This is a genomic window from Kushneria phyllosphaerae (assembly GCF_900312995.1).
GTDB lineage: Bacteria > Pseudomonadota > Gammaproteobacteria > Pseudomonadales > Halomonadaceae > Kushneria > Kushneria phyllosphaerae.
Genome location: NZ_ONZI01000001.1, coordinates 719,049 through 741,615, shown reverse-complemented (window position 1 = coordinate 741,615; position 22,567 = coordinate 719,049). Strand labels below are relative to the sequence as shown.

20 protein-coding genes are annotated in these 22,567 nt (G+C 61.0%); 6 read left to right on the top strand and 14 right to left on the bottom strand.

Translation table 11 applies throughout. From position 1 onward, the window contains the following. Positions 1–49: 49 nt before the first annotated feature. Positions 50–1,870, bottom strand: a complete 1,821-nt coding sequence (locus tag KSP9073_RS03255) for a methyl-accepting chemotaxis protein (RefSeq protein ID WP_207771395.1) — start codon at positions 1,868–1,870, stop codon at positions 50–52. A gap of 206 nt (positions 1,871–2,076) precedes the next feature. Next, complete coding sequence (locus KSP9073_RS03250) at positions 2,077–3,891, bottom strand: methyl-accepting chemotaxis protein (RefSeq protein WP_108841495.1); 1,815 nt, start codon at positions 3,889–3,891, stop codon at positions 2,077–2,079. On the opposite strand from KSP9073_RS03250, the gene KSP9073_RS17855 reads away from it, so the two are divergent. Further along, positions 3,890–4,012 (top strand): hypothetical protein, encoded by a 123-nt coding sequence (locus KSP9073_RS17855; protein ID WP_279310037.1) that lies wholly within the window; start codon positions 3,890–3,892, stop codon positions 4,010–4,012. The two genes, KSP9073_RS03250 and KSP9073_RS17855, sit on opposite strands and share 2 nt — an antisense overlap. An 87-nt stretch (positions 4,013–4,099) precedes the next feature. Here KSP9073_RS17855 and KSP9073_RS03245 read toward each other — a convergent pair whose 3' ends face one another. The 7 genes from KSP9073_RS03245 to KSP9073_RS03215 all read right to left on the bottom strand — a co-directional run bounded on the left by KSP9073_RS03245 (position 4,100) and on the right by KSP9073_RS03215 (position 11,245). After that, positions 4,100–4,828 carry an amino acid ABC transporter ATP-binding protein gene (locus tag KSP9073_RS03245; protein WP_108842021.1) on the bottom strand — a complete coding sequence of 243 codons (729 nt, stop codon included), beginning with the start codon at positions 4,826–4,828 and terminating at the stop codon, positions 4,100–4,102. Between the two features lie 100 nt (positions 4,829–4,928). After that, a complete protein-coding gene (locus KSP9073_RS03240; protein ID WP_108841494.1) occupies positions 4,929–6,044 on the bottom strand; it encodes an amino acid ABC transporter permease in 1,116 nt (371 codons plus the stop codon). 1 nt (position 6,045) lies between these two features. Next, on the bottom strand, positions 6,046–7,239 hold the full coding sequence (locus tag KSP9073_RS03235) for an amino acid ABC transporter permease (protein WP_108841493.1): 1,194 nt from the start codon (positions 7,237–7,239) through the stop codon (positions 6,046–6,048). Between the two features lie 92 nt (positions 7,240–7,331). After that, positions 7,332–8,366 carry an amino acid ABC transporter substrate-binding protein gene (locus tag KSP9073_RS03230; protein ID WP_108842020.1) on the bottom strand — a complete coding sequence of 345 codons (1,035 nt, stop codon included), beginning with the start codon at positions 8,364–8,366 and terminating at the stop codon, positions 7,332–7,334. A gap of 246 nt (positions 8,367–8,612) precedes the next feature. Then, complete coding sequence (locus KSP9073_RS03225; protein WP_165814135.1) at positions 8,613–9,131, bottom strand: thiol-disulfide oxidoreductase DCC family protein; 519 nt, start codon at positions 9,129–9,131, stop codon at positions 8,613–8,615. Next, positions 9,100–10,164 (bottom strand): uroporphyrinogen decarboxylase, encoded by a 1,065-nt coding sequence (hemE, locus tag KSP9073_RS03220; protein WP_108842019.1) that lies wholly within the window; start codon positions 10,162–10,164, stop codon positions 9,100–9,102. The genes KSP9073_RS03225 and hemE overlap by 32 nt, the downstream gene beginning before the upstream one ends. Positions 10,165–10,378: 214 nt before the next feature. Further along, positions 10,379–11,245: a mechanosensitive ion channel family protein gene (locus KSP9073_RS03215; protein WP_108841491.1), complete on the bottom strand. Its 867-nt coding sequence runs from the start codon at positions 11,243–11,245 to the stop codon at positions 10,379–10,381. A gap of 433 nt (positions 11,246–11,678) precedes the next feature. On the opposite strand from KSP9073_RS03215, the gene ribA reads away from it, so the two are divergent. Continuing rightward, positions 11,679–12,311 (top strand): GTP cyclohydrolase II, encoded by a 633-nt coding sequence (ribA, locus tag KSP9073_RS03210; protein WP_108841490.1) that lies wholly within the window; start codon positions 11,679–11,681, stop codon positions 12,309–12,311. Between the two features lie 50 nt (positions 12,312–12,361). On the opposite strand, the gene KSP9073_RS03205 is transcribed toward ribA, so the two are convergent. Beyond that, positions 12,362–13,627, bottom strand: coding sequence for an MFS transporter (locus KSP9073_RS03205; protein ID WP_165814134.1), 1,266 nt, complete (start codon positions 13,625–13,627; stop codon positions 12,362–12,364). A gap of 116 nt (positions 13,628–13,743) precedes the next feature. Between KSP9073_RS03205 and KSP9073_RS03200 the strand changes: the two genes are divergently transcribed. Beyond that, positions 13,744–14,235: an acyl-CoA thioesterase gene (locus tag KSP9073_RS03200; protein WP_108841488.1), complete on the top strand. Its 492-nt coding sequence runs from the start codon at positions 13,744–13,746 to the stop codon at positions 14,233–14,235. Positions 14,236–14,267: 32 nt separating this feature from the next. Here the strand turns inward: KSP9073_RS03200 and djlA are convergent, their stop codons facing one another. The 4 genes from djlA to xseB all read right to left on the bottom strand — a co-directional run bounded on the left by djlA (position 14,268) and on the right by xseB (position 18,275). Continuing rightward, positions 14,268–15,035: a co-chaperone DjlA gene (djlA, locus tag KSP9073_RS03195; protein ID WP_108841487.1), complete on the bottom strand. Its 768-nt coding sequence runs from the start codon at positions 15,033–15,035 to the stop codon at positions 14,268–14,270. A 32-nt stretch (positions 15,036–15,067) separates the two neighbouring features. After that, a complete protein-coding gene (gene dxs, locus KSP9073_RS03190; RefSeq protein WP_108841486.1) occupies positions 15,068–16,966 on the bottom strand; it encodes a 1-deoxy-D-xylulose-5-phosphate synthase in 1,899 nt (632 codons plus the stop codon). An 87-nt stretch (positions 16,967–17,053) separates the two neighbouring features. Further along, entirely contained in the window at positions 17,054–17,953 is a 900-nt protein-coding gene (locus KSP9073_RS03185; protein ID WP_243409094.1) for a farnesyl diphosphate synthase, read from the bottom strand. A 10-nt stretch (positions 17,954–17,963) separates the two neighbouring features. Continuing rightward, a complete protein-coding gene (xseB, locus tag KSP9073_RS03180; RefSeq protein ID WP_108841485.1) occupies positions 17,964–18,275 on the bottom strand; it encodes an exodeoxyribonuclease VII small subunit in 312 nt (103 codons plus the stop codon). A gap of 385 nt (positions 18,276–18,660) precedes the next feature. Here xseB and serA point away from each other — a divergent pair, with 385 nt between their 5' ends. The 3 genes from serA to KSP9073_RS03165 all read left to right on the top strand — a co-directional run bounded on the left by serA (position 18,661) and on the right by KSP9073_RS03165 (position 22,475). After that, positions 18,661–19,908, top strand: a complete 1,248-nt coding sequence (gene serA / locus KSP9073_RS03175) for a phosphoglycerate dehydrogenase (protein ID WP_108841484.1) — start codon at positions 18,661–18,663, stop codon at positions 19,906–19,908. A gap of 399 nt (positions 19,909–20,307) precedes the next feature. Further along, a complete protein-coding gene (locus tag KSP9073_RS03170; protein WP_108841483.1) occupies positions 20,308–21,474 on the top strand; it encodes a zinc-dependent alcohol dehydrogenase in 1,167 nt (388 codons plus the stop codon). Between the two features lie 119 nt (positions 21,475–21,593). After that, complete coding sequence (locus KSP9073_RS03165; RefSeq protein ID WP_108841482.1) at positions 21,594–22,475, top strand: NAD(P)-dependent oxidoreductase; 882 nt, start codon at positions 21,594–21,596, stop codon at positions 22,473–22,475. Positions 22,476–22,567: the final 92 nt, after the last annotated feature.

The window sequence follows — 22,567 nt, the reverse complement described above, 5'->3', positions numbered from 1 at the left end:
CTTCGACGGACAAAAAAACGGCCCCTCAGGGCCGTTTCAGGAGATGGCATCAGGCGGGCGTACGCTTGCTGAGCCGGAACACACCGATGATCTGTGACAGTCGCTGTGCTTCCTGGGAGAGAGAATCCGAGGCCGCCGCGGACTCTTCCACCAGGGCGGCGTTTTCCTGGGTCATTTGATCCAGCTGGGTGACCGCCTGATTGACCTGAGAGATCCCGGTATTTTGTTCATTGGCAGCGGTGGTGACCTCGGTGATCAGGCCATTGACCCGCTTGATCTGGCTGACGATATCTTCCATGCGCTCACCGGCCTTTTGCACCAGCGCCTGGCCGTTGACGGTTTTAGTCACTGAGGCATCAATGAGCTGCTTGATGTCACGGGCCGCCTGGGTGCTGCGGTTGGCCAGGGTTCGGACCTCGGCAGCCACGACCGCAAAACCTCGACCCTGCTCTCCGGCACGCGCCGCTTCTACAGAGGCGTTGAGCGCCAGCAGGTTGGTCTGAAAGGCAATCGAATCGATCACCCCGATGATATTGGCAATCTCGCTGGACGAGGCGCTGATATCGCTCATGGTACCGACCACCTCGGTCATCACCTGCCCGCCTTCCTCGGCCGCCTTTGTGGCCTGTGCGGTCAGCTGGGCGGCGTGGCGCGAGGATTCGGTAGAGTTGGCCACCGTACTGGTCAGCTGCTCCATGGCGGCAGCCGACTGCTCAAGGCTTGCCGCCGTCGTCTCGGTACGTCGTGACAGATCCATGCTGCCGGTCGAGATCTCGGAAGATGCCATGCGCACGTTCTCGCTGCTGTCGCGCACGTCGCTCATGACGTGATCAATGCGATCAACGAAACGGTTAAACGAGGCTGCAATCTGGTTGACCTCATCATTGCGTGCTGACAGCGGCAGACGCTGGCTTAGATCGCCCTCGCCTTCGCTCACATCCTGCATCGCATCGCGCACTTCATGCATGCGGCGGAAAATCGGCGTCAGCAGTGCCCAGATCACCAGGGCGGCAAGAATACCCACCACGATCAGGGCCACCACCGTGGTCTTGACCAGACTCACCATGCCGGCCATGGCCTCATTACGATCCAGCGCCATCACCAGCGTCCAGCTGGTGCCTTCAATCGGCACTGCCGACAACAGCACATCCTGCCCGCGCAGGGTCATCTCACGCAGCCGGTCCGAACCGGTCATCTGTGACAGTGTCTGCGAGGTCAGCCCCGCATCCAGCTCGGTGGCCGGCTTCAGGATCAATGACTTGTCGGAATGGGCGATCATGATGCCATCAGAATTGACCATGAAGGCATAGCTGTGCGGCGTGGGGTCAACGGCGTTGACGGTATCGATGACGCTGTCCATATCCACATCCGAGCTGATCACGCCGACAGCCTGACCCTCACGCACGATGGGCGAGGCAAAGGAGACCACCATCTTGCCGGAAGAGGCATCCAGGTAGGGCAGTGTGGCGATGGTATGTCCGGCCGCAAAGGCCTGTTGATACCAGGGACGCTGGGTCGGCTTGTAGGTCGGCGGAACCTCCCAGCCGACGTCGCTGGTAATGTAGCGATCGTCGTTAAAACCGGCATAGACCGTGATCATGTCGCCAGCATCCGCGGCCAGGATAAACCGTGACAGGGCATCATCGGTCAGCGCCTGACGACCGGTGGCTTCGACCACGTTCTTTTTGGCATGGCTCCAGTCACGGATTGCCGTGGCATAGCCTTCGGCCACCGCTGCCTGGGAATGGGTGATGGATTGGGTATTGTACTGGCTGGTGACGTAATAAGTGGCGATGCCGGTCAGCACCAGGGCCAGCATCACGATCGCCAGGCAAAACACCAGAATTCGGGTACGAATGGAAGTCAGCACGGCCGGCTCTCTTGTCGTTAATGTGTACAGAACACCTGTCAGGTCATAACGGCGCCCGCATCGCTTGACTTGACACTGACCGATCAATACTGCGGCTATCGCATCGATAGCGACCGACATGATCCGGAGCCACGAAAGGGCCCCGACACGTCTCACCGTGACGGGGCCCTGATGTGATAGCCCGGGAACGGACCGGGATTCGAACGTCAGTAGACGCTGCGCTCGCGCAGCCTGAAGGCACCCACCGTGGTGGACAGCCGCTGCGCCTGCTGGCTGAGCGACTCGGCGGCGGCGGCCGACTGCTCGACCAGCGCAGCGTTTTGCTGGGTCATATCATCGAGCTGGGTGATCGCCTGATTGACCTGACCGATGCCGGTGGACTGCTCGCTGGTGGCGCGACTGAGCTCGTCGATCACCGTACTGACCCGCCCGACCTTGCCCACGATCTCGCCCATCGCCTGGCTGGCGGCATTGACTAGTTCCGCACCGCGGACCGTCTCATGGCTCGAGGTGGTGATCAGCGTCTTGATGTCCGTGGCCGCCTGAGCACTGCGGTTGGCGAGGTTGCGCACCTCCTGCGCCACCACCGCGAAGCCGCGGCCCTGTTCGCCGGCCCGTGCCGCCTCAACCGAGGCGTTCAGTGCCAGCAGGTTGGTCTGAAAGGCAATGCCGTCGATAACATCGACAATCGATTCGATCTTGCCGGACGTCTCGCGAATACGCGACATGGTGGCCACCACGACCTGCATCTGTTCGCCGCCACCGCGCGCCATGGAGGCGGCATCAAAGGCCAGACCGTTGGCTTCCTTCGTGGAGGTGGCCGAATGTTCGACCGTGCTGGTCAGCTCCTCCATGGCCGCCGCCGATTGTTCCAGACTGGCTGCCGTATTCTCGGTGCGTCGGGAGAGATCGTGCCCGCCGGAGGAGATTTCGCCGGCCGCATTCTGGACCTGGCTTGAAGCATCGCGGATCTCGATCAGCGTATCGTTCATGCGATCGGCAAAGGCATTGAAGGCCGTCGCAATGGCGGAAATTTCATCGCTACCCTCAACCGGCAGGCGTCGGGTCAGGTCGCCCTCGCCGTTGGCCACATTCTCCATGGCCTCGTGTGCCCGGCGAAGACGGGCCAGCACCGGCCTGAGCGCCAGCCACAGCACAACGCCCGCCACCAGCGTACTGATCAACAGCGCTGCCAGCGTGGTATTGCGAATCGAGGCCAGCCCCGCCAGCGCCTCGCTGCGATCAAGGGCGATATTGAGCTGCCAGTCCACGCCCGGGATGGGGGTGGCCGAAATCAGGTAGTCGCGATCATTGATGCTGACATCGGTCAGCGCGTCGCGTCGCCCCATGTCGGCCAGCGCCGTAGCGCTCAGTGCCGGTGACAGGTCGGTGGACGGCTTAAGAATGCGTTTGGCATCGGCATGCACCAGGATTCGGCCATTGCCATCGGTGATAAAGACAAAGCTTGAAGGCGTCGGGCGGATCTTCAGCGTCTGGGCGCTGACCTGGGTAATGACGGCGTCAGCGGCCACTACCCCGGAGGGACGACCACCGTCCATGACCGGCGTGGCAAAGGAGAGCACCAGGCCACCGGAGGTGGCATCAATGTAGGGCTCGGTAATGATGGTATGGCCGGCGGCCACTGCCTTTTGATACCACTCGCGCTCGCTGGCCACGTAATCGGAAGGTGCCTCCCACTGATCGGAAAACAGGGTCCGGCCGTCCTGCCAGGCGACATAGGTGGCCAGCAGCTTGCCGGCGTCGTTGCCCTTCACAAGGCCCGCCATGACATCGCCGTCATCAAGATGATGCGCGATCGACTCAACGATTCCCCGCCGGGTCTCAAACCACTGGCCGATGGCGCCGGCGCCGCTGTTGCCAAGCGTCGCGGCATTTTGCTGCGCACTGGCAAGCTGCGCCTCACGGCTGGCGATATAGATTGTGGCACCGGTGACGACCAGTGCCGTGACCACCAGGGCAATACAGATCAGCTGAATACGGGTACCGATGGAGCGCCGCATGGACAAGGCCCTTGGTTATGATGAATCAGAAACGTTTCTGATTAACGACGCGCCGGGGCCCTGGCTTGAGCAGATCGAAGCCTCAAAGAGTAAAGGAATTAAAAAAACCGACAAACCTTAAAAAACCGGTCAGGCCTCGACCGGCCAGGCAATTTATCAGTCAGACAATCCGCCAGTCAGACAGGCCACCGCTCCATGACCATCAGGGCTAGTGCCCCAGGATCTGGCCAAGAAATTCGCGGGTGCGTGATGAGCGCGGCTCGTTGAAAAAGGTTTCGGGCGGGGCAGATTCCACGATCTGGCCTTCATCCATGAAGATCACCCGATCCGCCACCGTGCGGGCAAAGCCCATTTCATGGGTGACGCACAGCATGGTCATGCCTTCATGGGCCAGCTCGATCATGACGTCGAGCACCTCCTTGATCATCTCCGGGTCCAGTGCCGAGGTCGGCTCGTCAAAGAGCATCACCTCCGGATGCATGCACAGCGCCCGCGCAATCGCCACGCGCTGCTGCTGACCGCCGGAGAGCTGGCCCGGGTACTTGTGGGCCTGATTGGCGATGCGCACCCGTTCCAGATATTCCATCGCGCTTTTTTCAGCCTCGCGGCGCGGCTTTTTCTGTACCCAGATGGGTGAGAGACAGCAGTTTTCCAGCACCGTCAGATGCGGGAAGAGATTGAAGTGCTGAAAGACCATCCCGACATTGCGCCGGATCTGCTCGATGCGTTTGACGTCGTTGGTCATGGGAATGCCGTTGACCACAATCTCGCCCTGCTGGTGCGCCTCCAGATGGTTGATGCAGCGAATCAGGGTCGACTTGCCCGACCCCGACGGCCCACAGATAACGATGCGCTCGCCGCGGGCCACGCTCAGATCGATGTCGCGCAGAACGTGAAAGTCGCCATACCATTTATTCAGCCGCGATATTGTCACCATGGGGGTGGCTTCCCCCGTAGCGGCCGGCCTGTGCTGGGTATCGCTCATGAAGAACACTCCGGTACACGGCGCTTATGGGCCGTGCTGATGGTGGTTGGCACTAGTGTTGATGGCCGGTATCGAGACGACGCTCCAGGTGCTGGCTATAGCGCGACATACCAAAGCAGAACACCCAGAACACCAGCGCGGCAAAGACATAGCCCTCGATGGCAAAACCCAGCCAGTCGCTGTTGGTCAGCCCCGCCTGAATGATCGACAGCACGTCAAAGAGCCCAATAATCAGCACCAGCGAGGTGTCCTTGAACAGCGCAATGAACGTATTGACGATGCCCGGGATCACCAGCTTGAGCGCCTGGGGCAGAATGATCAGGCGCATGCGCAGCCAGTACCCCAGCCCAAGCGCCGCGCCCGCCTCGCCCTGCCCCTTATCGATGGCCTGCAATCCGCTGCGCACCACCTCCGCCATATAGGCGCTCCAGAACAGCATGATGCCGATCAGCGCCCGCAGCAGCTTGTCGAACTCCACGTTGGCCGGTACGAACAGCGGCAACATCACCGACGACATGAACAGCACCGTAATCAGCGGCACGCCGCGCCAGAACTCGATAAAGATCACGCAGATGGCACGCACCAGCGGCATCTTCGAGCGTCTCCCCAGCGCCAGCACAACCCCCAGCGGCAGGGAACCCACAATGCCTACCGCGGCAATGGTCAGCGTCAGCATCAGCCCACCCCATGCCCGGGTCGGCACATGAGGCAGGCCGAACATGCCGCCGAGCAGCAACACCCAGGCGATGATCGGCAGGCCCACCAGCGCCATCAGCGCCGCCGCTCTCTTGCCGGGCAGGCGCGGCATCACAAGCCAGACGATCAGCGTAAAAAAAAGCCCCAGCACGATATCCACCCGCCAGCGCTCGGTCAGCGGGTAGAAGCCGTAGACGATCTGACTCCAGCGGGTGGAAATGAACACCCAGCAGGCACCGTCACTGGTGCAGTCGGCACGCGAGCTGCCCACCCAGTCGGCCTGAATCAGCGCCCAGTCAATCACCGGCCAGACCAGCCGGACAATCAGCAGCAGCGTTACGATCGACACCACGCTGTTGACCGGCCCTGAAAAGAGCCGCGTGCGCAGCCAGTACATTACCCCGCCCTGCGGCGTGGGCGGTGGGCGTGACGCGATGAGCATCTCGTCGGTATCACGAGCAATGGCAGACATCTCAACGCTCCTTGAGCGACATGCGCGCGTTGTAGAGATTCATCAGCGCCGACACGATCAGCGAGATGCTCAGATAGACCAGCATCGTCATGGTCATGACCTCGATGGCCTGCCCGGTCTGATTAAGCGTGGTGCCGGCAAAGACCGCGACCAGATCGGGATAACCAATGGCCGTGGCCAATGATGAGTTCTTGATCAAATTGAGATACTGGCTGGTCACCTGCGGCACCATCACCCGCATGGCCTGGGGAATGACGATCCGGCGCATGGTCAGTCTACCGGGCAGCGACAACGAGCGCGCCGCCTCGGTCTGACCGTGCGGCACCGACTGAATGCCCGAGCGAACGATCTCGGCAATAAAGGCCGCGGTATAGATGGAAAGCGCCAGCCACAGCGCCACCAGCTCCGGCAACACCTGCATGCCGCCGCGAAAATTGAAGCCGGAAAGCTCAGGGGTCGACCACTCAAGCGGCGCACCGGTCATCCAGAACGTTGCCAGCGGCAAACCGATCAACAGCAAAAGACTCAGGGGCAATACCGGCCACTGCTGTCCGGTCGCTGCCTGGCGCCGACGCGCGATGATCGCCAGCGCGATCACACCCACCACCGCTGCGGCCAGAGCCAGCGGTGTTGCCATGAAGCCGGCCTGCGCCTCGGGGGCCGGCATGATCAGTCCGCGCACGTTGAGGTAAAAACTGTCCAGCAGCGAGAGGCTCTGACGCGGCGAGGGCAGGGTGCGCAGCACCGCGAAGTACCAGAACAGGATCTGTAACAGCAGCGGAATATTGCGAAAGATCTCGACGTAGACCCCGGCCAGCCGCGCCAGCAGCCAGTTGGGCGAGAGCCTTGCCAGGCCGACCAGAAATCCGATGATCGTGGCGGCGACAATCCCAAGTGCGGAGACCAGCAGCGTATTGGCCAGTCCGACCAGAAAGGTGCGCCCATAGGTACTGGTGTTGCTGGAATAGTCGATCAGGGTCTGGGAAACAGGAAAGCCGGCCCGATGATCAAGAAATTCAAACCCGGTGCGAATGCCCCGGGCGTCCAGGTTCGTCATGGTGTTGTGGATTAAAAAACCGATGGCACCCAGCACCATCGCCAGCAACATCACCTGAAAGAAAAGGGCCCGCACCGCCGGGTCACGCCAAAGCGGCCCGCGACCGCGGCGCGGGATGGAAACGGAGGGACGCAACATGAGCAGTATTCTCCAGTGGCATGATGGCCGGCCCCTGCGACCGACCCCGCATCAGGGACAGCGCGCGCCGAATGGCGCGCGTCACTGGTGCTCTATCGCACCGGCATCCCGTATTGCAGTCCGCCATCGTTCCACAGCGCGTTTTCGCCCCGCTCAAGGGTCAGCGGCGAATCCATGCCGACATTGCGCTCAAAGATTTCGCCGTAGTTGCCCACGCCCTTGATGATGTTATAAGCCCAATCATTGGAAAGTCCCATCTGCTCGCCAAAGTTGCCGTCGCGGCCCAGCAGGCGCGCATCATCCGGCGTTTTGGGGCTGTCGCGCATCTCGTCGATGTTGTCGCTGTTGATACCGGATTCTTCAGCATTGAGCATGGCGTAGAGCGTCCAGCGCACCACCTTCATCCACTGCTCGTCACCCTGGCGCACCGCAGGCCCCAGCGGCTCCTTGGAAATGCGCTCGGGCAGAATCACAGCACTTTCCGGGTCGGCAAGCTGGAGCCTCAGCGCGGCCAGCTGGGAAGAATCCGAGGTCAGGACATCGCAGCGCCCGCTGTCAAAACCGGCCGCCGACTGATCGGTCTCATCAAAGCTGACGCCGTTGTAATCCATGTCATTGGCGCGAAAATAGTCCGCCAGATTAAGTTCAGTGGTGGTCCCGGAGATGACACAGACCGAAGCACCATCGAGCTCCTTCGCACTCGAGACCCCCAGGTCCTTGCGCACCATCATGCCCTGACCGTCATAGAAAGTGACGCCGGCAAAGGTCAGACCCATCGCGTTATCCCGCGAGGCCGTCCAGGTCGAGTTACGCGAGAGCAGATCGACCTCACCGGACTGTAGCGCGGTAAAGCGCTCCTTGGCCGTCAGCGCGGCAAAGCTCACCTTGTCGGGATCACCGAACACGGCCGCGGCTACGGCGCGACAGAAATCGACATCAATACCCTGCCACTGCCCCTGAGCATTGGGAGAGGAGAATCCGGCCAGGCCATCGCTGACCCCGCAGCGCAGCTGGCCGCGGCTTTTCACATCATCAAGCGTGGCTGCAAAAGAGGTCGACGGCCCCAGTGTGGCCAGCAGCGCCAATCCTGCCGCACTCGCCCAGGTCCATGGCTTTTTTGTTGTCATGTTCATTGCAACACTCCGGGTTGTTGAATGATGCGACGCGATGGCATAGGCCCGCGACGTCCATGACGGTATTGCAAGGAGTGTTCCAGAATGTAAAAAAACAGCGCCACGGCGCTGTTTTTCAAGGAGAAAGGAGAGGCCTTCAGGACACTTGATATCCGTACTACGCCCTGACCGCTGCCCGAATGGCCCCAATATGGCGCCGGTGCCCACAGCGGCGCACCATAATGAGGCCGGATGGCAATATCAGGTGTCGGCCAGCGCGTCTGGCAGTGAAAGGCGCTCACACTGCCCGCGGGTCAGTGAGGTGAGCAGTCGTGATTGCACGTCCCCCTTCATGCCCGGGTCGGTGGCCAGCTGTTTACGATAGCGTCCGACCAGCTGGTAGGCGCCGTCACGCAGGGATACGGGCAACCAGCGCAGGCCGGCGGCGGCCGACCAGGGTGCCTTCAGCGACTGCGCCGTGCGCCAGAGCCCGTCACTGTCACGATAAAGCTCGCCGTCACGGACCAGCCACATGCTGTCCAGATCATTGGCATCCTCACCGAAATGCGCGCCCAGCCGATGGCCCAGGGCGGACTGAAGGGTCACCAGGCCCGTGATGGGCTGCGCTTCGTGGGCCACGATGGCATGCACCGAACGGCGGCACAGCGGACAATCGCCGTCAAAGACCACCAGCTGACCCGGCCAGTCCGGGTCAGTGGGGCGCGCGTCGTGGTTACTCGCGGTGGTGCTATCCGAGATGGTACTGGGGGCTGAGTTCATGGAGTGCCTCGATAAAGACCTGCACATTCTCGATCGGCGTGAACTGGGAAATACCGTGCCCCAGATTGAACACGTGGCCATTGCCGGGGCCATAGCTTTCCAGAATGCGCGCCACCTCATCACGAATGACCTTCGGTGACCCGAACAGCGCCGAGGGGTCAAGATTGCCCTGCAGGGCGACCCTGTCGCCCACGCGGGCGCGGGCATCGCTCATTTCGGTGGTCCAGTCCAGTCCGACGCCGTCGGCACCGATGTCGGCGATGCTTTCAAGCCACTGACCGCCGTTTTTGGTAAAGACAATCACCGGCACGCGGCGGCCGTCATGCTCACGAATCAGACCTCGCACGATCTTTTCCATGTAGGCCAGCGAGAAGGCCTTGTAGGCCGGTGTTGAGAGCGCCCCACCCCAGGTATCAAAGATCTGCACGGCCTGAGCACCGGCACGAATCTGGGCGTTGAGATAGTCGGTCACGGCCGTGGCCAGCGTGTCCAGCAGCTGGTGCAGCGCGGCGGGGTCGCCGTAGAGCAGACCCTTGACGTGTCTAAAGTCCTTGCTGGGGCCACCCTCCACCATGTAGGTGGCCAGCGTCCAGGGGCTGCCCGAAAAGCCGATCAGCGGCACGCGGCCATTAAGTTCGCGACGAATCGTCGAGACGGCGTTCATGACATAGTCAAGATCACGATCGGCATCGGGGGCCTTGAGCGCGTTGATGGCGGCCGCATCGCGCACCGGGCGCTTGAACATCGGCCCTTCGCCCTGCACAAAGTAAAGCCCCAGATCCATCGCATCGGGAATGGTGAGGATGTCGGAAAACAGGATGGCCGCGTCCAGATCAAAACGCTCCAGCGGCTGCAGGGTGACCTCACAGGCCATGTCGCGGTTGCGACACAGGTCCATGAAGCTGCCCGCCTGCTTTCGAACCCTGAGATATTCGGGCAGGTAGCGGCCGGCCTGGCGCATCATCCAGACCGGTGTACGGTCAACGTCCTGGCGCGCCAGCGCGCGCAAAAAGCGATCATTTTTGAGAGTCATGCAGACAAGATCATCCGACAGCAAAATGTCGCTTCATTGTAGCGCAGACAACCGTGTGACAGGGCATGTCCCATCGATGGACATCACTTTGTGCCCCCGCCCCTGCTGATTGAGCACCGAAGACCATCGCGTCCGGCACAGGACGTGCCGGACAAGGCAGACCCGGAAGGGTCTCCGACGACATTCGAGTGAAGGTCGTACCCTGTCAGATACGTCACTCATCATCAGCCTGACTGGTCAGCGTTAAAGGATCCTTGAAAGTGAGTGTCCGATAAGGGAAGGGAATTTCGATCCCGGCTTCGTCCAGAGCACGCTTGATGGCCGTCACGACCCGGTCTCTGCTCTTGTACTTGTAAATGGGTGGCGACTGCGCCCACCACCGAACGGTAAAATCAAGTGATGAGGAATTAAACTCACACGCATAAACCTCGATGCCGCGTTGTTGATCAATGTCTTCGACGCCTTCAAGCGCCGTGGTAATGACCTGGCGCGCCTTGTCGACATCTTCGCTGTACGCCACGCCCACCACGAGATCGTAGCGACGCGTCTCCAGATCCGTTAGCACGGAAACAGGATTTTTAAACAGAAAGCTGTTGGGCACCAATACGAGCTGACCATCGGTCTTGCGAAGATAGGTTTCTCGGACCGTAATCTGTTCTACTCGACCGCTGACCCCTTCACATTCTACAAAATCGTTAATACGCATTGGCTTGCGCAGCATGATGAGAACGCCAGCAAAAAAATTTTCAAAAATATCCTTGAAGGCAAGACCTACGGCGACCGACCCCAGTCCCAGTACTGTCAGCAGCTTTGCTGGCGTAAGGCTGGGAAATATGATCGTGGTCGCTATCAAAAAACCTATTCCCCACACGGCCACTCGGGTCAGACTGATAAATAAATCGTGCAGCGAACGGCGAATCTTCGATGTTCTGAAAGACTTCCTTATCAAAAAGGTCAGAAGTACCGATATACATCCCGTAATGACAAGGCCAACAGCGGCGATGACCAGCAAGGGAAGTAGATCAATAAAGCCCAGCCAGAGACTCTGAGACTTTTCATATAGCGGTTCAATAAACGTCATTCGCATACTCCATGCGTTATGCCAGCCATTCAAGAAATAAACGAATTAGCATTAAACGATACGAAACACACTCGATGTCCTTGTCTGCATTGATTAAAACCGGCACCTCTTATCGGGCATTGCCACTAGAGATTGGCATCAATCCTTCAATACCACACATATAACCGCTTTCAGATAGCCTGCAAAAAGCGATGCCATCCAAACCGGAAAGACTGTAGAGACTTCGATATGACGTCCTGCATGGAAAAGGCAGATGAGCACTGACCACTGATGGCAAGAACACGCTCCCTGCCCCCTCTTGTTTCCATCCGTATCGAAAAGGGAATCTGGTCATTCACTTGTCTACCCTTGAACAATGTCGATAAATGCCAACCCCTGATAGGATGTTGCCAGGAGCCATCGGAATGGCTCACTGGTTATTACCGAGGTTATTGTGACGATCAGATTTATTGCCAGCTCCCGTCTGCCCACGCCCTGGGCCACGTTCACCATGCATGGTTTTGAAGATGACGAGACCGGCAAGGATCATGTTGTCCTCACGCTGGGCGATGTCGCCGATGGTGAGCCCGTACTCGGCCGCGTGCACTCCGAGTGCCTGACCGGTGATGCGCTCTTTTCAATGCGATGTGACTGTGGCTATCAGCTGCAGGCTGCGCTCAAGCGCATTGCCGAAGAGGGCCGCGGCGCCCTTTTGTACCTGCGTCAGGAAGGTCGTGGCATTGGCCTGATGAACAAGATTCGGGCCTACCACCTGCAGGATGGCGGTGCCGACACGGTCGAGGCCAACGAAGCGCTGGGCTTTGAAGCCGATATGCGCCGCTACGACATCTGCATTCCGATGCTTGAACAGCTCGGCATCTCCCGACTGCGGCTGATGACCAACAATCCACGCAAGGTGATCGCCCTGCAAAAGGCCGGCATCGAAATCAGCGAGCGCGTACCGCTCACCACCGGGCTCAATGCCCATAACGAGCAGTACCTGTCGACCAAGGTCGGCAAGCTGGGCCACATGATGGCACTCGATGAGTTTGAAGCGGCCAGTGACGTCGACCGCGAGCACCCCTGAATCAGGCGCGACACTCCCCGGGCGCCCTGTCGAGGCGCCCGGAGGATGCATCAGTCGATATGGCGCGGATAATAGTGCGGATCAAAGCGCCAGCTCATCACCAGCATGGCGGCAAACAGCACGGCCAGCGCCATCCAGGCGGTCGCAAAGCTTGAGAGCATGTCACGCGCCATGCCGGAGAGCAGCGTGGCGGCCCCCGCGACCAGATAGCCATGCCCCTGCACGAAGGCGGCAAGATCGCCCACCCGAGCGGGGTCACGATGATGGTCCATCGGCACCAGCACGGAGAGCGAAAAGAGCGCGCCAATGCCCAGTCCCAGCAGCGTGCCCCACAGCACGGCAAAGGCCACGCCGTCGGGTTTGAAACACAGCCCGATAAAGCCGATCAGGGACATTCCCACCGTCAGATACAGCGCCCGACGCCGGTCCAGACTGTAGCGCACCAGAAAGGGCGCACCGACGCTGGCGATCACCTGCAAAAGGGTCACATAGCCCAGCAGCAGCCCGGCATCCCCGGCACTCCAGCCCAGCGCCAGATAGTACGGTGGAAGCCATGCCATGACGCAGGCATAGCCGGCCGTGCCGAAGCCAAAAAAGAGCGCCAGCGTCCAGGCCCGCGGAATACGCGACAGGGGTGTGGCCTCGGCAGAGCGCTCACGCGGTACCGGCGTGAGCATCTGGCTGCCCAGGCGATGCCACAGCAAAAGCGCCACGGGCACCAGAATGGCCCAGCCGGCCAGCCCCAGACGCCACCCACCCATCGATGCAAACCAGGGCGCCAGGCCCGAGGCCAGTGCCCCGCCGCCAATAATGGCGCCGATATAAAGCCCGGTGGCGGTTTCGACCGTGTTGGGCAGCGTGACCTTGATCAGGGCCGGCATCAGCGCCTGGATCAGGGCGATGCCCGCACCGATCGCGATCGCCGAAAGGGCCAGCAGCATGAAGCTATCGCCGCCAAGGCGTACCAGCGAGGCCAGCCCGATCAGGGTCAGAGATCCCATGACGATGCGGTGTCGATCCCAGCGCCGAATCAGCTGCATGCCCTGAAAACAGGCCAGCCCCATGGCCAGAAACGGCAGCGTGGTCAGAAGGGAAGCCGTGGTGTAGCTCACCGACAGCTCGTTTTGAATCCGATCCAGCAGGGGGCCCACGGCGGCAATCGAGGGGCGAAGATTGAGTCCGACCCACACGATCAGCACATACAGCCATAGATAGCGCGCGGTGGGTTGCTCAAATCCTGCCTCGGTGACCTTCATGACACTCCCCGGTGAATGAATGGCGAACGCCGCAGCCGATATCGACAGCGGCGAGGCCATGCTAGTCATCCCCGGGCGAATTTGCCATGACGATAGCACCCGCAGGTCCGGGTCGATGGGTTATGCTCGACGTCGAAGGTCTGACCATAACAACACGATGAGAAGCGAGAGAGGGAATGGACACACCGCGCCACCAGATCACCATGACCGTTTTGATGACCCCGGACATGGCCAACTTTTCCGGCAAGGTCCACGGCGGCACACTGCTGAAATATCTTGATGAGGTCGCCTACGCCTGTGCCAGCCGCTGGGCCGGGCACTACGTGGTCACGCTGTCAGTGGATCAGGTCATGTTTCGCCAGCCCATCCATGTCGGCGAACTGGTCACCTTTCTGGGCTCGGTCAACTATACCGGACGCTCCTCGATGGAAATCGGCATCAAGGTGATTGCCGAAGACATCCGCGCCGGCGTGGTCCGCCATACCAACAGCTGCTATTTCACCATGGTGGCCGTCGGCGATGATGGGAAATCGGTGGAGGTGCCGCAGATCGAGCCCGCCACTGACGTTGAGCGCCAGCGCTTTGAATCCGGCCTGAGACGCCGCGAACTGCGGCACGAGATGGAGCAGCGCTTTAGCGAGATCCGAGAGACCAAAAGCGCTCAATAAACTCCCGGCGGCGGGCGCCGCCGGGGCCAGACTCAGCCCTGTCCGCGCGCCTGCGTGATCCGCTCGTAGGCGTTGCTGATCTCGCTGGTACGCTGTTCGGCCATGCGCCGCATGCTGTCGGGCATGCCCTTGCCGGCGAGCTTGTCGGGATGGTTCTGACTCATCAGCTTGCGATAGGCGCGCTTGATCTCGGCGTCGGTGGCTTCAGCTGACACTCCCAGCACTCGATAGGCTTCTTCCAGCGGCTGGGCACTTTCCTGAGTGCCACCGGCATTGGCAGCACCGTTGAGCATCGCCTCAAGACGTGAAAGCTCCTCCTGCGAGCAGCCCAGCCCCCTGGCCACCCGCATCAGCATGTCACGCTCGGATTGTTCGACCTTGCCATCGGCGGCCAGCGCTACAAGTTGTACTTGGAAAAAGACCTGCAACAGCCCGCGCTGCGCCCCGACAATCTGGCGCAGCCCGGCGAGCTCCCCTTCAAGATCAAAGTGGTCCTGCTGGCCACGCTCGAAATCGGCGCGCGCCTTCTCACGCTGCTCACCGTTGAGGTTCAGCCGGTCAAACACGGCCTCGGCGCTTTGACGCTCACGCTCGGACACCTCGCCATCGGCACGGCTCATGGCGCCCATCACAGAGAAGGTGGCCGAGAGAAAGCGGGTCTGGCGCTCGGCCAGCTTGCCGATCAGCTTGACGCGCAGCCAGCGCACCAGCGCGTAGCCCACAAGGGCCCCGAACAGGAGCCCGGGCAGCCGGCCGATGGCATAGCCAATCATGGCGGCAATAAAGGTAACAATCAGCATGAGATGATTCTGTTTCCGGTTGATGAAGGGCGTCAGTGACCCAGACGACGGCGAATCGAGGCCTCGATGCCCTCGGCATCCAGCCCGCACTCAGACAGCAGTTCACCGGGTGTGCCGTGCTCGATGAAGTGATCGGGGATGCCCAGATGCAAAAGAGAAGTGCGCACGTTTTCAGCCGCTAGCAGTTCGCCGACGCCACTGCCGGCCCCGCCGGCAATCACGTTCTCTTCAAGGGTCACGACCAGACCGTGCTCTGCCGCCGCTGCCAGGATGGCCTCACGGTCCAGCGGTTTCACAAAACGCATGTCATACACCGTGGCATCGAGCCGCTCGGCGACCTTGAGCGCCTGCGTCAGCAGGCTGCCAAAGACCAGCAGCGCCACACCCTGCTCGCCCTTTTGACCTTCCCGTCGCAGATCGGCGCGGCCAATCTCCAGCGGTTCAAGACCCGGCTCAAAGGCCGTACCCGGTCCGGTGCCACGCGGATATCGCACCGCCGCCGGCCCTTCGTATTGATAGGCCGTGGTCAGCATGCGATAGCACTCGCGCTCGTCACTGGGCGCCATGACCACCATGCCCGGCACGCAGCGCAGATAGGAAAGATCCAGCGTGCCGTGATGGGTCGCGCCGTCTTCACCGACCAGACCGGCGCGGTCGATGGCAAAGGTCACATCGAGGCCCTGCACGGCGACATCGTGGACCAGCTGATCGTAGCCGCGCTGCAGGAAGGTGGAGTAGATCGCCACCACCGGCTTGACATCTTCGCAGGCCATGCCGGCGGCCAGCGTGACCGCATGCTGCTCGGCAATCGCCACGTCGTAGTAACGCTCCGGATACTCCTTTGAGAAGCGAATCATGTCGGAACCTTCACGCATGGCCGGCGTAATGCCGACCAGACGCGCATCGCGTTCGGCGGTATCGCACAGCCACTGGCCGAAGACGTTGCAGAACTTGAACTTTTTGGGGGCGGGCACCGGTGGCACCTCGCTTTTGTCCTTTTCGAGCTTGGTGATCGCGTGATAGCCGATCGGGTCGCCTTCGGCAGGCTCGAAACCCTTGCCCTTGCGGGTAACGATGTGCAGAAACTGCGGTCCCTTGCGGTTTTTCAGCTCACGCAGGGTGCGAATCAACAGCGGCAGATCGTGACCGTCGATGGGGCCGACGTAGTTAAAGCCCATTTCTTCAAAGAGCGTGGCCGGCGTGAGCATGCCCTTGACGTGCTCTTCGGTACGTCGGGCAATGTCCAGCGCGCCGGGCAGATGCGACAGCACCCGCTTGCTGCCCTCGCGGGCCGCCACATAGGGGCCGCTGTTGAGAATGCGGGCCAGATAGGTGGCCATGCCGCCCACGTTTTCCGAGATCGACATCTCGTTGTCATTGAGCACCACCAGCATGTTGGCATCGACGTGGCCGGCATGCGCCAGCGCCTCGAAGGCCATGCCGGCCGTCAGCGCACCGTCACCAATCACGGCACACACGCGACGATTGTCACCGCGGGTACGCGCCGCCAGCGCCATGCCCAGTGCCGCCGAGATGGAAGTACTGGAATGCCCCACGCCAAAGGTGTCATAGGTCGACTCCTCACGACGCGGGAAGGCACCCAGACCCCGATAGCGGCGCATGCTTTCCATCGCCTCGCGTCGCCCGGTCAGGATCTTGTGTGGATAGGTCTGATGACCCACGTCCCAGACCAGTCGGTCGTGCGGCGTGTTGTACTGCTGATGCAGCGCGATGGTCAGCTCGATGACCCCAAGGCCGGCGCCAAAGTGGCCCCCTGTACAGCCGACGCTATAGAGCAGGAAAGCCCTGAGTTCGTCGGCCAGGCGCAGAAGCTGCTGCTCATCGAGGCTGCGCAGGTCCGAAGGCGCCTCGATGCGGTCCAGCAGCGGCGTGGCCGGTCTTGTGGTGGGTATATTGTCAAACAGCTTCATAGCGCCTCAATGGCCTGTCAGGATCCTGTCCCTGGTCCTGTATAACCCCGGGACATCAATAAGTGTCTTGTCCAACGCACGGTCGTGTCAGTGATCGCGCTCGATCATGTAACGGGCGATGGCGGCCAGCGTCTCGCCACGCTCGCCCAGCGGGGTCAGGGCTGCCAGCGCCTGATCCAGCAGGGCGCGGGCCCGGCGCTGTGCTTCTTCCAGCCCGAGCAGCGCCGGATAGGTCGGCTTGTCACGCAGCGCATCGGCGCCCTGGGTCTTGCCCAGCACCTCGGTCGAGCCGGTCACATCCAGAATGTCGTCCTGAATCTGGAAGGCGAGCCCGATGGCCCGGGCATATTCGCTCAGCGCCTGTAGATGCACCGGCTGAACGCTGGGTGCGGCCAGCGCGCCCAGCGACAGTGCCGCCTCGATCAGAGCACCGGTCTTGTGATGATGAATGGCCATCAGGGCCTCAACATCCAGCTGGCGACCCACGGCGTCCAGATCCAACGCCTGGCCCCCGGCCATGCCGGCACGGCCGGCACAGCGGGCAAGCGTTGCCACCATCTCGGCGGCCCGCGGCTGCCCGGTTCCGGCCAGCACTTCAAAGGCCAGCGTCTGCAGGGCATCGCCTGCCAGCAGGGCCGTGGCCTCGTCAAAGGCGCGGTGGCAGGTGGGCCGCCCACGGCGTAGATCATCGTCATCCATGCACGGCAGATCGTCATGGACGAGCGAGTAGGCATGAATCAGCTCAAGCGCCACAGCCGGGGCATCCAGTGCCGCGTCGTCTGCCGCCAGTGCCTGACCGGCGGCGTAGACCAGAATGGCGCGCAGTCGCTTGCCACCGCCCAGCACGCTGTAGCGCATGGCCTCTTCAAGCCGGGAAGCCTGCGCAGGCGCTGCGTTTTCCAGCACCGCGCCCAGCTGCGTCTCGATCCTGTCACGCAGCGTTGTCATCAGGGCGCCAACATTCACCCCCGCCGTGTCCACCGTCATGTCTCACCCATCATGCGTCGTTGTCTCGCGATTGTTCATCCAGCGGTGGTGACATCAGTGAGCCGTCACTCTGCTCCAGCAGCTGCTGTACCCGCAGCTCGGCCTGTTCAAGGCGCGTGCGCGCGTCACGAACCAGCGCGATGCCGTGCTCGAAATCCTCAAGCGAGGCTTCAAGGCTTAAATCCCCCGATTCCAGGCGTCTGACCAGAGCTTCAAGCGCGGTCAGGGCCCCGGCGAAATCGGACGGGGTCTGCACCGCCGGCGTCGATGACGCTGCAGCGGTCTGATCATTCAAGTGCGCGGACTCGGGCCTTGTTGTCATGCGTAATCCTGTGAACGCCGGTACATGGCTTGAGATCAAGACGTCGGCAACGCTCAGGCACCGACAGCCTCCAAGTATACACATCCGCTACGCGTTTGACGCCGCCCGGCCCACGGATCAGGGCATCACACAACCCACTTTGAAAAGCCCCTGCCTGCACCGGATTCATCTGAAAAATGCGGAAGTTTCAACGAGGCGCGCAGGGGCAGGCCATGCACCATGACCGCCACCATGCTAGGATAACCGCCCCGCCGAGCCGGGCCATCCGGGCAGCCTCTCCCGCTGCCACATCGATGCCCGATTGATTTCGGCCGATATCGGGCCACGCCCGCTATCCGTATTCCGACTTTCCCTCAGGCCAGCCGATTAAAGGGTTGATGCGCACATGGCTAAAACGTCTCTGGACAAGAGCAAGATCAAGGTTCTGCTGCTCGAGGGCGTCCACCAGTCCGCCGTGGACAACTTTCAAAATGCCGGTTACAGCAATATCGAGCGTCTGACGACGTCGCTGAGCGAAGAGGATCTGATCGAGAAGATCCGCGACGCCCATTTCATCGGTATTCGTTCGCGCACGCAATTGAACGAACGTGTGTTGAGCGCCGCCGAGCGCCTGGTCGCCATCGGCTGTTTTTGCATCGGCACCAATCAGGTGGATCTGCCGGCGGCCCTCAAGCTCGGCATTCCGGTGTTCAATGCGCCCTACTCCAATACCCGCTCGGTTGCAGAGCTGGTTCTGGCCGAGACCATCATGATGCTGCGCGGCATCCCCGAGAAAAATGCTCGCGCCCATGGGGGTGGCTGGCTGAAGTCCGCCAGCAACTCGTTTGAGGCCCGTGGCAAGACGCTGGGCATCGTCGGCTACGGCAGCATCGGTGCCCAGCTGTCGGTAATGGCCGAGTCGGTAGGCCTGAACGTCATCTATTACGACACCATCACCAAGCTGGGCATGGGCAACGCCCGCCAGGTCGGCAGCCTACAGGAGCTGATGGCGCGCGCCGACATCGTCACCCTGCACGTGCCGGAAACCCGTTCAACCACCTGGATGATCGGTCGTGACGAACTGGCGCTGATGAAACAGGGCAGTTACCTGATCAATGCCTCGCGCGGCAAGGTCGTCGACATTGAGGCACTGGCTGAGGTGCTGGAATCCGGCAAACTGCTGGGCGCTGCCATCGACGTTTTCCCGGTCGAGCCCAAGGGCAATGACGAGGAATTTGTCTCGCCGCTGCGCAAATTCGATAACGTGATCCTGACCCCCCACATTGGCGGCTCCACCGTCGAGGCGCAGGAAAACATCGGTGTTGAAGTCTCCGAAAAGCTGATTACCTTTTCCGACAACGGCACGACCATCACCTCGGTCAACTTTCCCGAAGTCGCCCTGCCGTCGCACCCGGACAAGCACCGCCTTTTACATATTCACGCCAACGTGCCGGGAGTGCTTTCCGAGATCAACCGCGTACTGGGTAATGAAGGCATCAACATCTCTGCGCAGTTTCTTCAGACCAATGAAGAAGTCGGCTACGTGGTCATTGATGTCGACAAGGCTTATGGTGAACAGGCGCTCAATGCCCTGCGCGAGGTCAACCATACCCTGCGCACGCGCGTGCTCTACTCTCAGGCCGACAGTGAGTAATCCACGGCCGCCCGGCCCAAAGAGGATGATGCCATGAAGGACCCGCGGCTTTTGATTGTGATCGTGGCCGGCATCGTTCTGGTGCTGTTTTTTGTCTTTGCCGCACTGGCCTAGCGACTGACAGGCAAGCCACCACGGGCCATCAACGGGCGCCTTCTTCAGGAGGCGCCCGTTGTCATGTCAGCGCTGTCATCGCCCCTTTCCTTTGCCTTCTCATGACGGGCAACCATCACTGTCCGTCTGATAGATAGACAGACCCACCCGTTTACATCACGTATCGATAAATCGTTAGCAGACTATCGCCTTGCTTTCTATCCTTCTTCCCGTGTCGGCAGGACGTCGACCATCGCCCATATTGTCGGTCACCACGCTGACCGGAAATTTCACGGAGGAAACATCATGAAGGCACTGGTTTATCAGGGCAGCAACGACGTTCGCGTTGAAAACGTTCCCGAACCCACACTCCAGCAGGACGATGATATTGTTCTGCGCGTGACCTCGACGGCCATCTGCGGCTCTGATCTTCACCTTTACCGCGGCTCGATGCCGGCCACCGAGCCCGGCGACATTTTTGGTCACGAGTTCATGGGCATCGTTGAAGAGGCCGGTCCTGCCGTCACCAGCGTCAAGAAGGGAGATCGCGTGGTCGTGCCGTTCGTGATTGCCTGCGGCAGCTGCTTTTTCTGTCAGCATTCGCTGTATGCGGCGTGTGAGACCACCAACCCCAACGAGGGCGCGGCGCTGAACAAGAAGTCGATCCCGGCGCCGGCAGCGCTGTTTGGCTTTTCACACATGTACGGCGGCATTCCCGGCGGTCAGGCCGAGTACGTGCGCGTGCCAAACGCCAATGCCGGCCCCTATGCCATCCCGAACGGCCTGGACGACGAGCAGGTGCTGTTCATGTCGGACATCCTGCCGACCGGCTACCAGGCCGTGCTTAACGCCGGCGTCACAAGGGGCTCGAGCTTAGCCATTTTCGGGGCCGGCCCGGTGGGCCTGATGTCAGCGGCGTGTGCACGCATGGAAGGTGCCGAGCAGATCATCATGGTCGACAATCAGCAGTATCGCCTTGATTTCGCGCAGAAGACCTATGGCGTCGAGACCCTCAACTTTGATCAGGTCGAGGATGTGGCCGAAGCCATCATTCAAATGAGCGAAGGCCGTCGTGGCGTGGACGCCGTGATCGATGCGGTAGGTTACGAGGCCAAGGGGCACGGCGGCAAAATGCCCGCCATGAACAACTTCGAGGTCGAAAGCAGCGATATCGCCCTGCATCAGTGCATGGCCGCCGTTCGTCGCGGGGGCAGCATCAGCATTCCGGGGGTCTACGCCGGTGCCGTGAATGGCTTTTTGATCGGCGACTTCTTCGACAAGGGGCTGACCATGAAGGGCGGCCAGACGCACGTTCATGATTATCTGCCGACCCTGATGGAAGCTATTGACCAGGGCAGACTCCAGCCCGAAGCGATCATCAGCCATCGCATGAAACTCGACCAGGCCGCCGAGGCCTATCGCCTGTTTGATGCCAAGGAAGATGACTGCCGAAAGATCGTGCTGACGCCGTAAGATCTTCTGCGCCATCACCCTAACGCCCCGCCCTGTCGGGGCGTTATTGCGTTTTCCTTTGGAGCTCGTCGCGCTACGCTGATGCGACCTGTTTGCCATCCTCAATGGAGCACTGCCTCATGTCACATGACACGACCGTTGTTGTCCTTGGCCTGGGCGCCATGGGCCACGCCTTTGCCGCCAACCTGTTGAAAAATGATCTGCCGGTACGGGTCTGGAACCGCACCCGTTCACGCGGAGACGATCTGGCCGAACGCGGGGCGCTCAATGCCGACAGTGCCATTGACGCCGTCAGCGGTGCCCGATTTGTCATCACCATGCTGCCGGATTTTGAGACGACGTGTGACGTTTTGCTGGGTGACGGCGGCGCGCTGAGTCATCTGCCCGAAAAGGGCGTGGTGATCCAGATGGGCACCATTGGCGTTGAGCAGACCGAAACGCTGATTCGCGAGATCAAAACGGCGCGTCCGGATGTGGTCTTTATCGATGCGCCGGTCTCCGGCACCAAGGCGCCGGCCGAGCAGGCCACCATCTCGGTGCTGGCCAGCGGTGATCAAAAGGCTGCCGACGGCATCGATACAGTCTTCAACGCCATCTCCAAACGCGTGGTCTGGCTGGGCGATGCCGGACGTGGCTCGCGCATGAAGCTTGTCGTCAACGCCTGGCTGATCCACATGATGCAGGGCATTGCCGAAAGCGCCCGCCTGGCGCAGACGCTTGGCTTTTCTACCGAAGAATTCTGGTCGGTGCTCGACGGTGGCCCGCTGGCCGCGCCCTACGTGAAGGCCAAGCTCGACAAGATTGGCAGTGAGGAGTACAGCGCTCAGATGGCGCTGGAGTGGGGTCTCAAGGATGCCCTGCTCGCACTCGATGCCGCTGGTGATACTGACTTGCCGGGACTGATGCGCATCAGCGAGATCTGGCGCGATGCGGTAAATGCAGGCCTGGGCGAACAGGACATCGCCGTGGTGCATGACTACCTGCGCCGACAGGACAGCTGATCAACATTGGCACCGTATAAAACCACGCCCGGATGTATGCATTCGGGCTTTTTTGTATCGACAGGCAAAACAATATGCACGAAGTGACACAA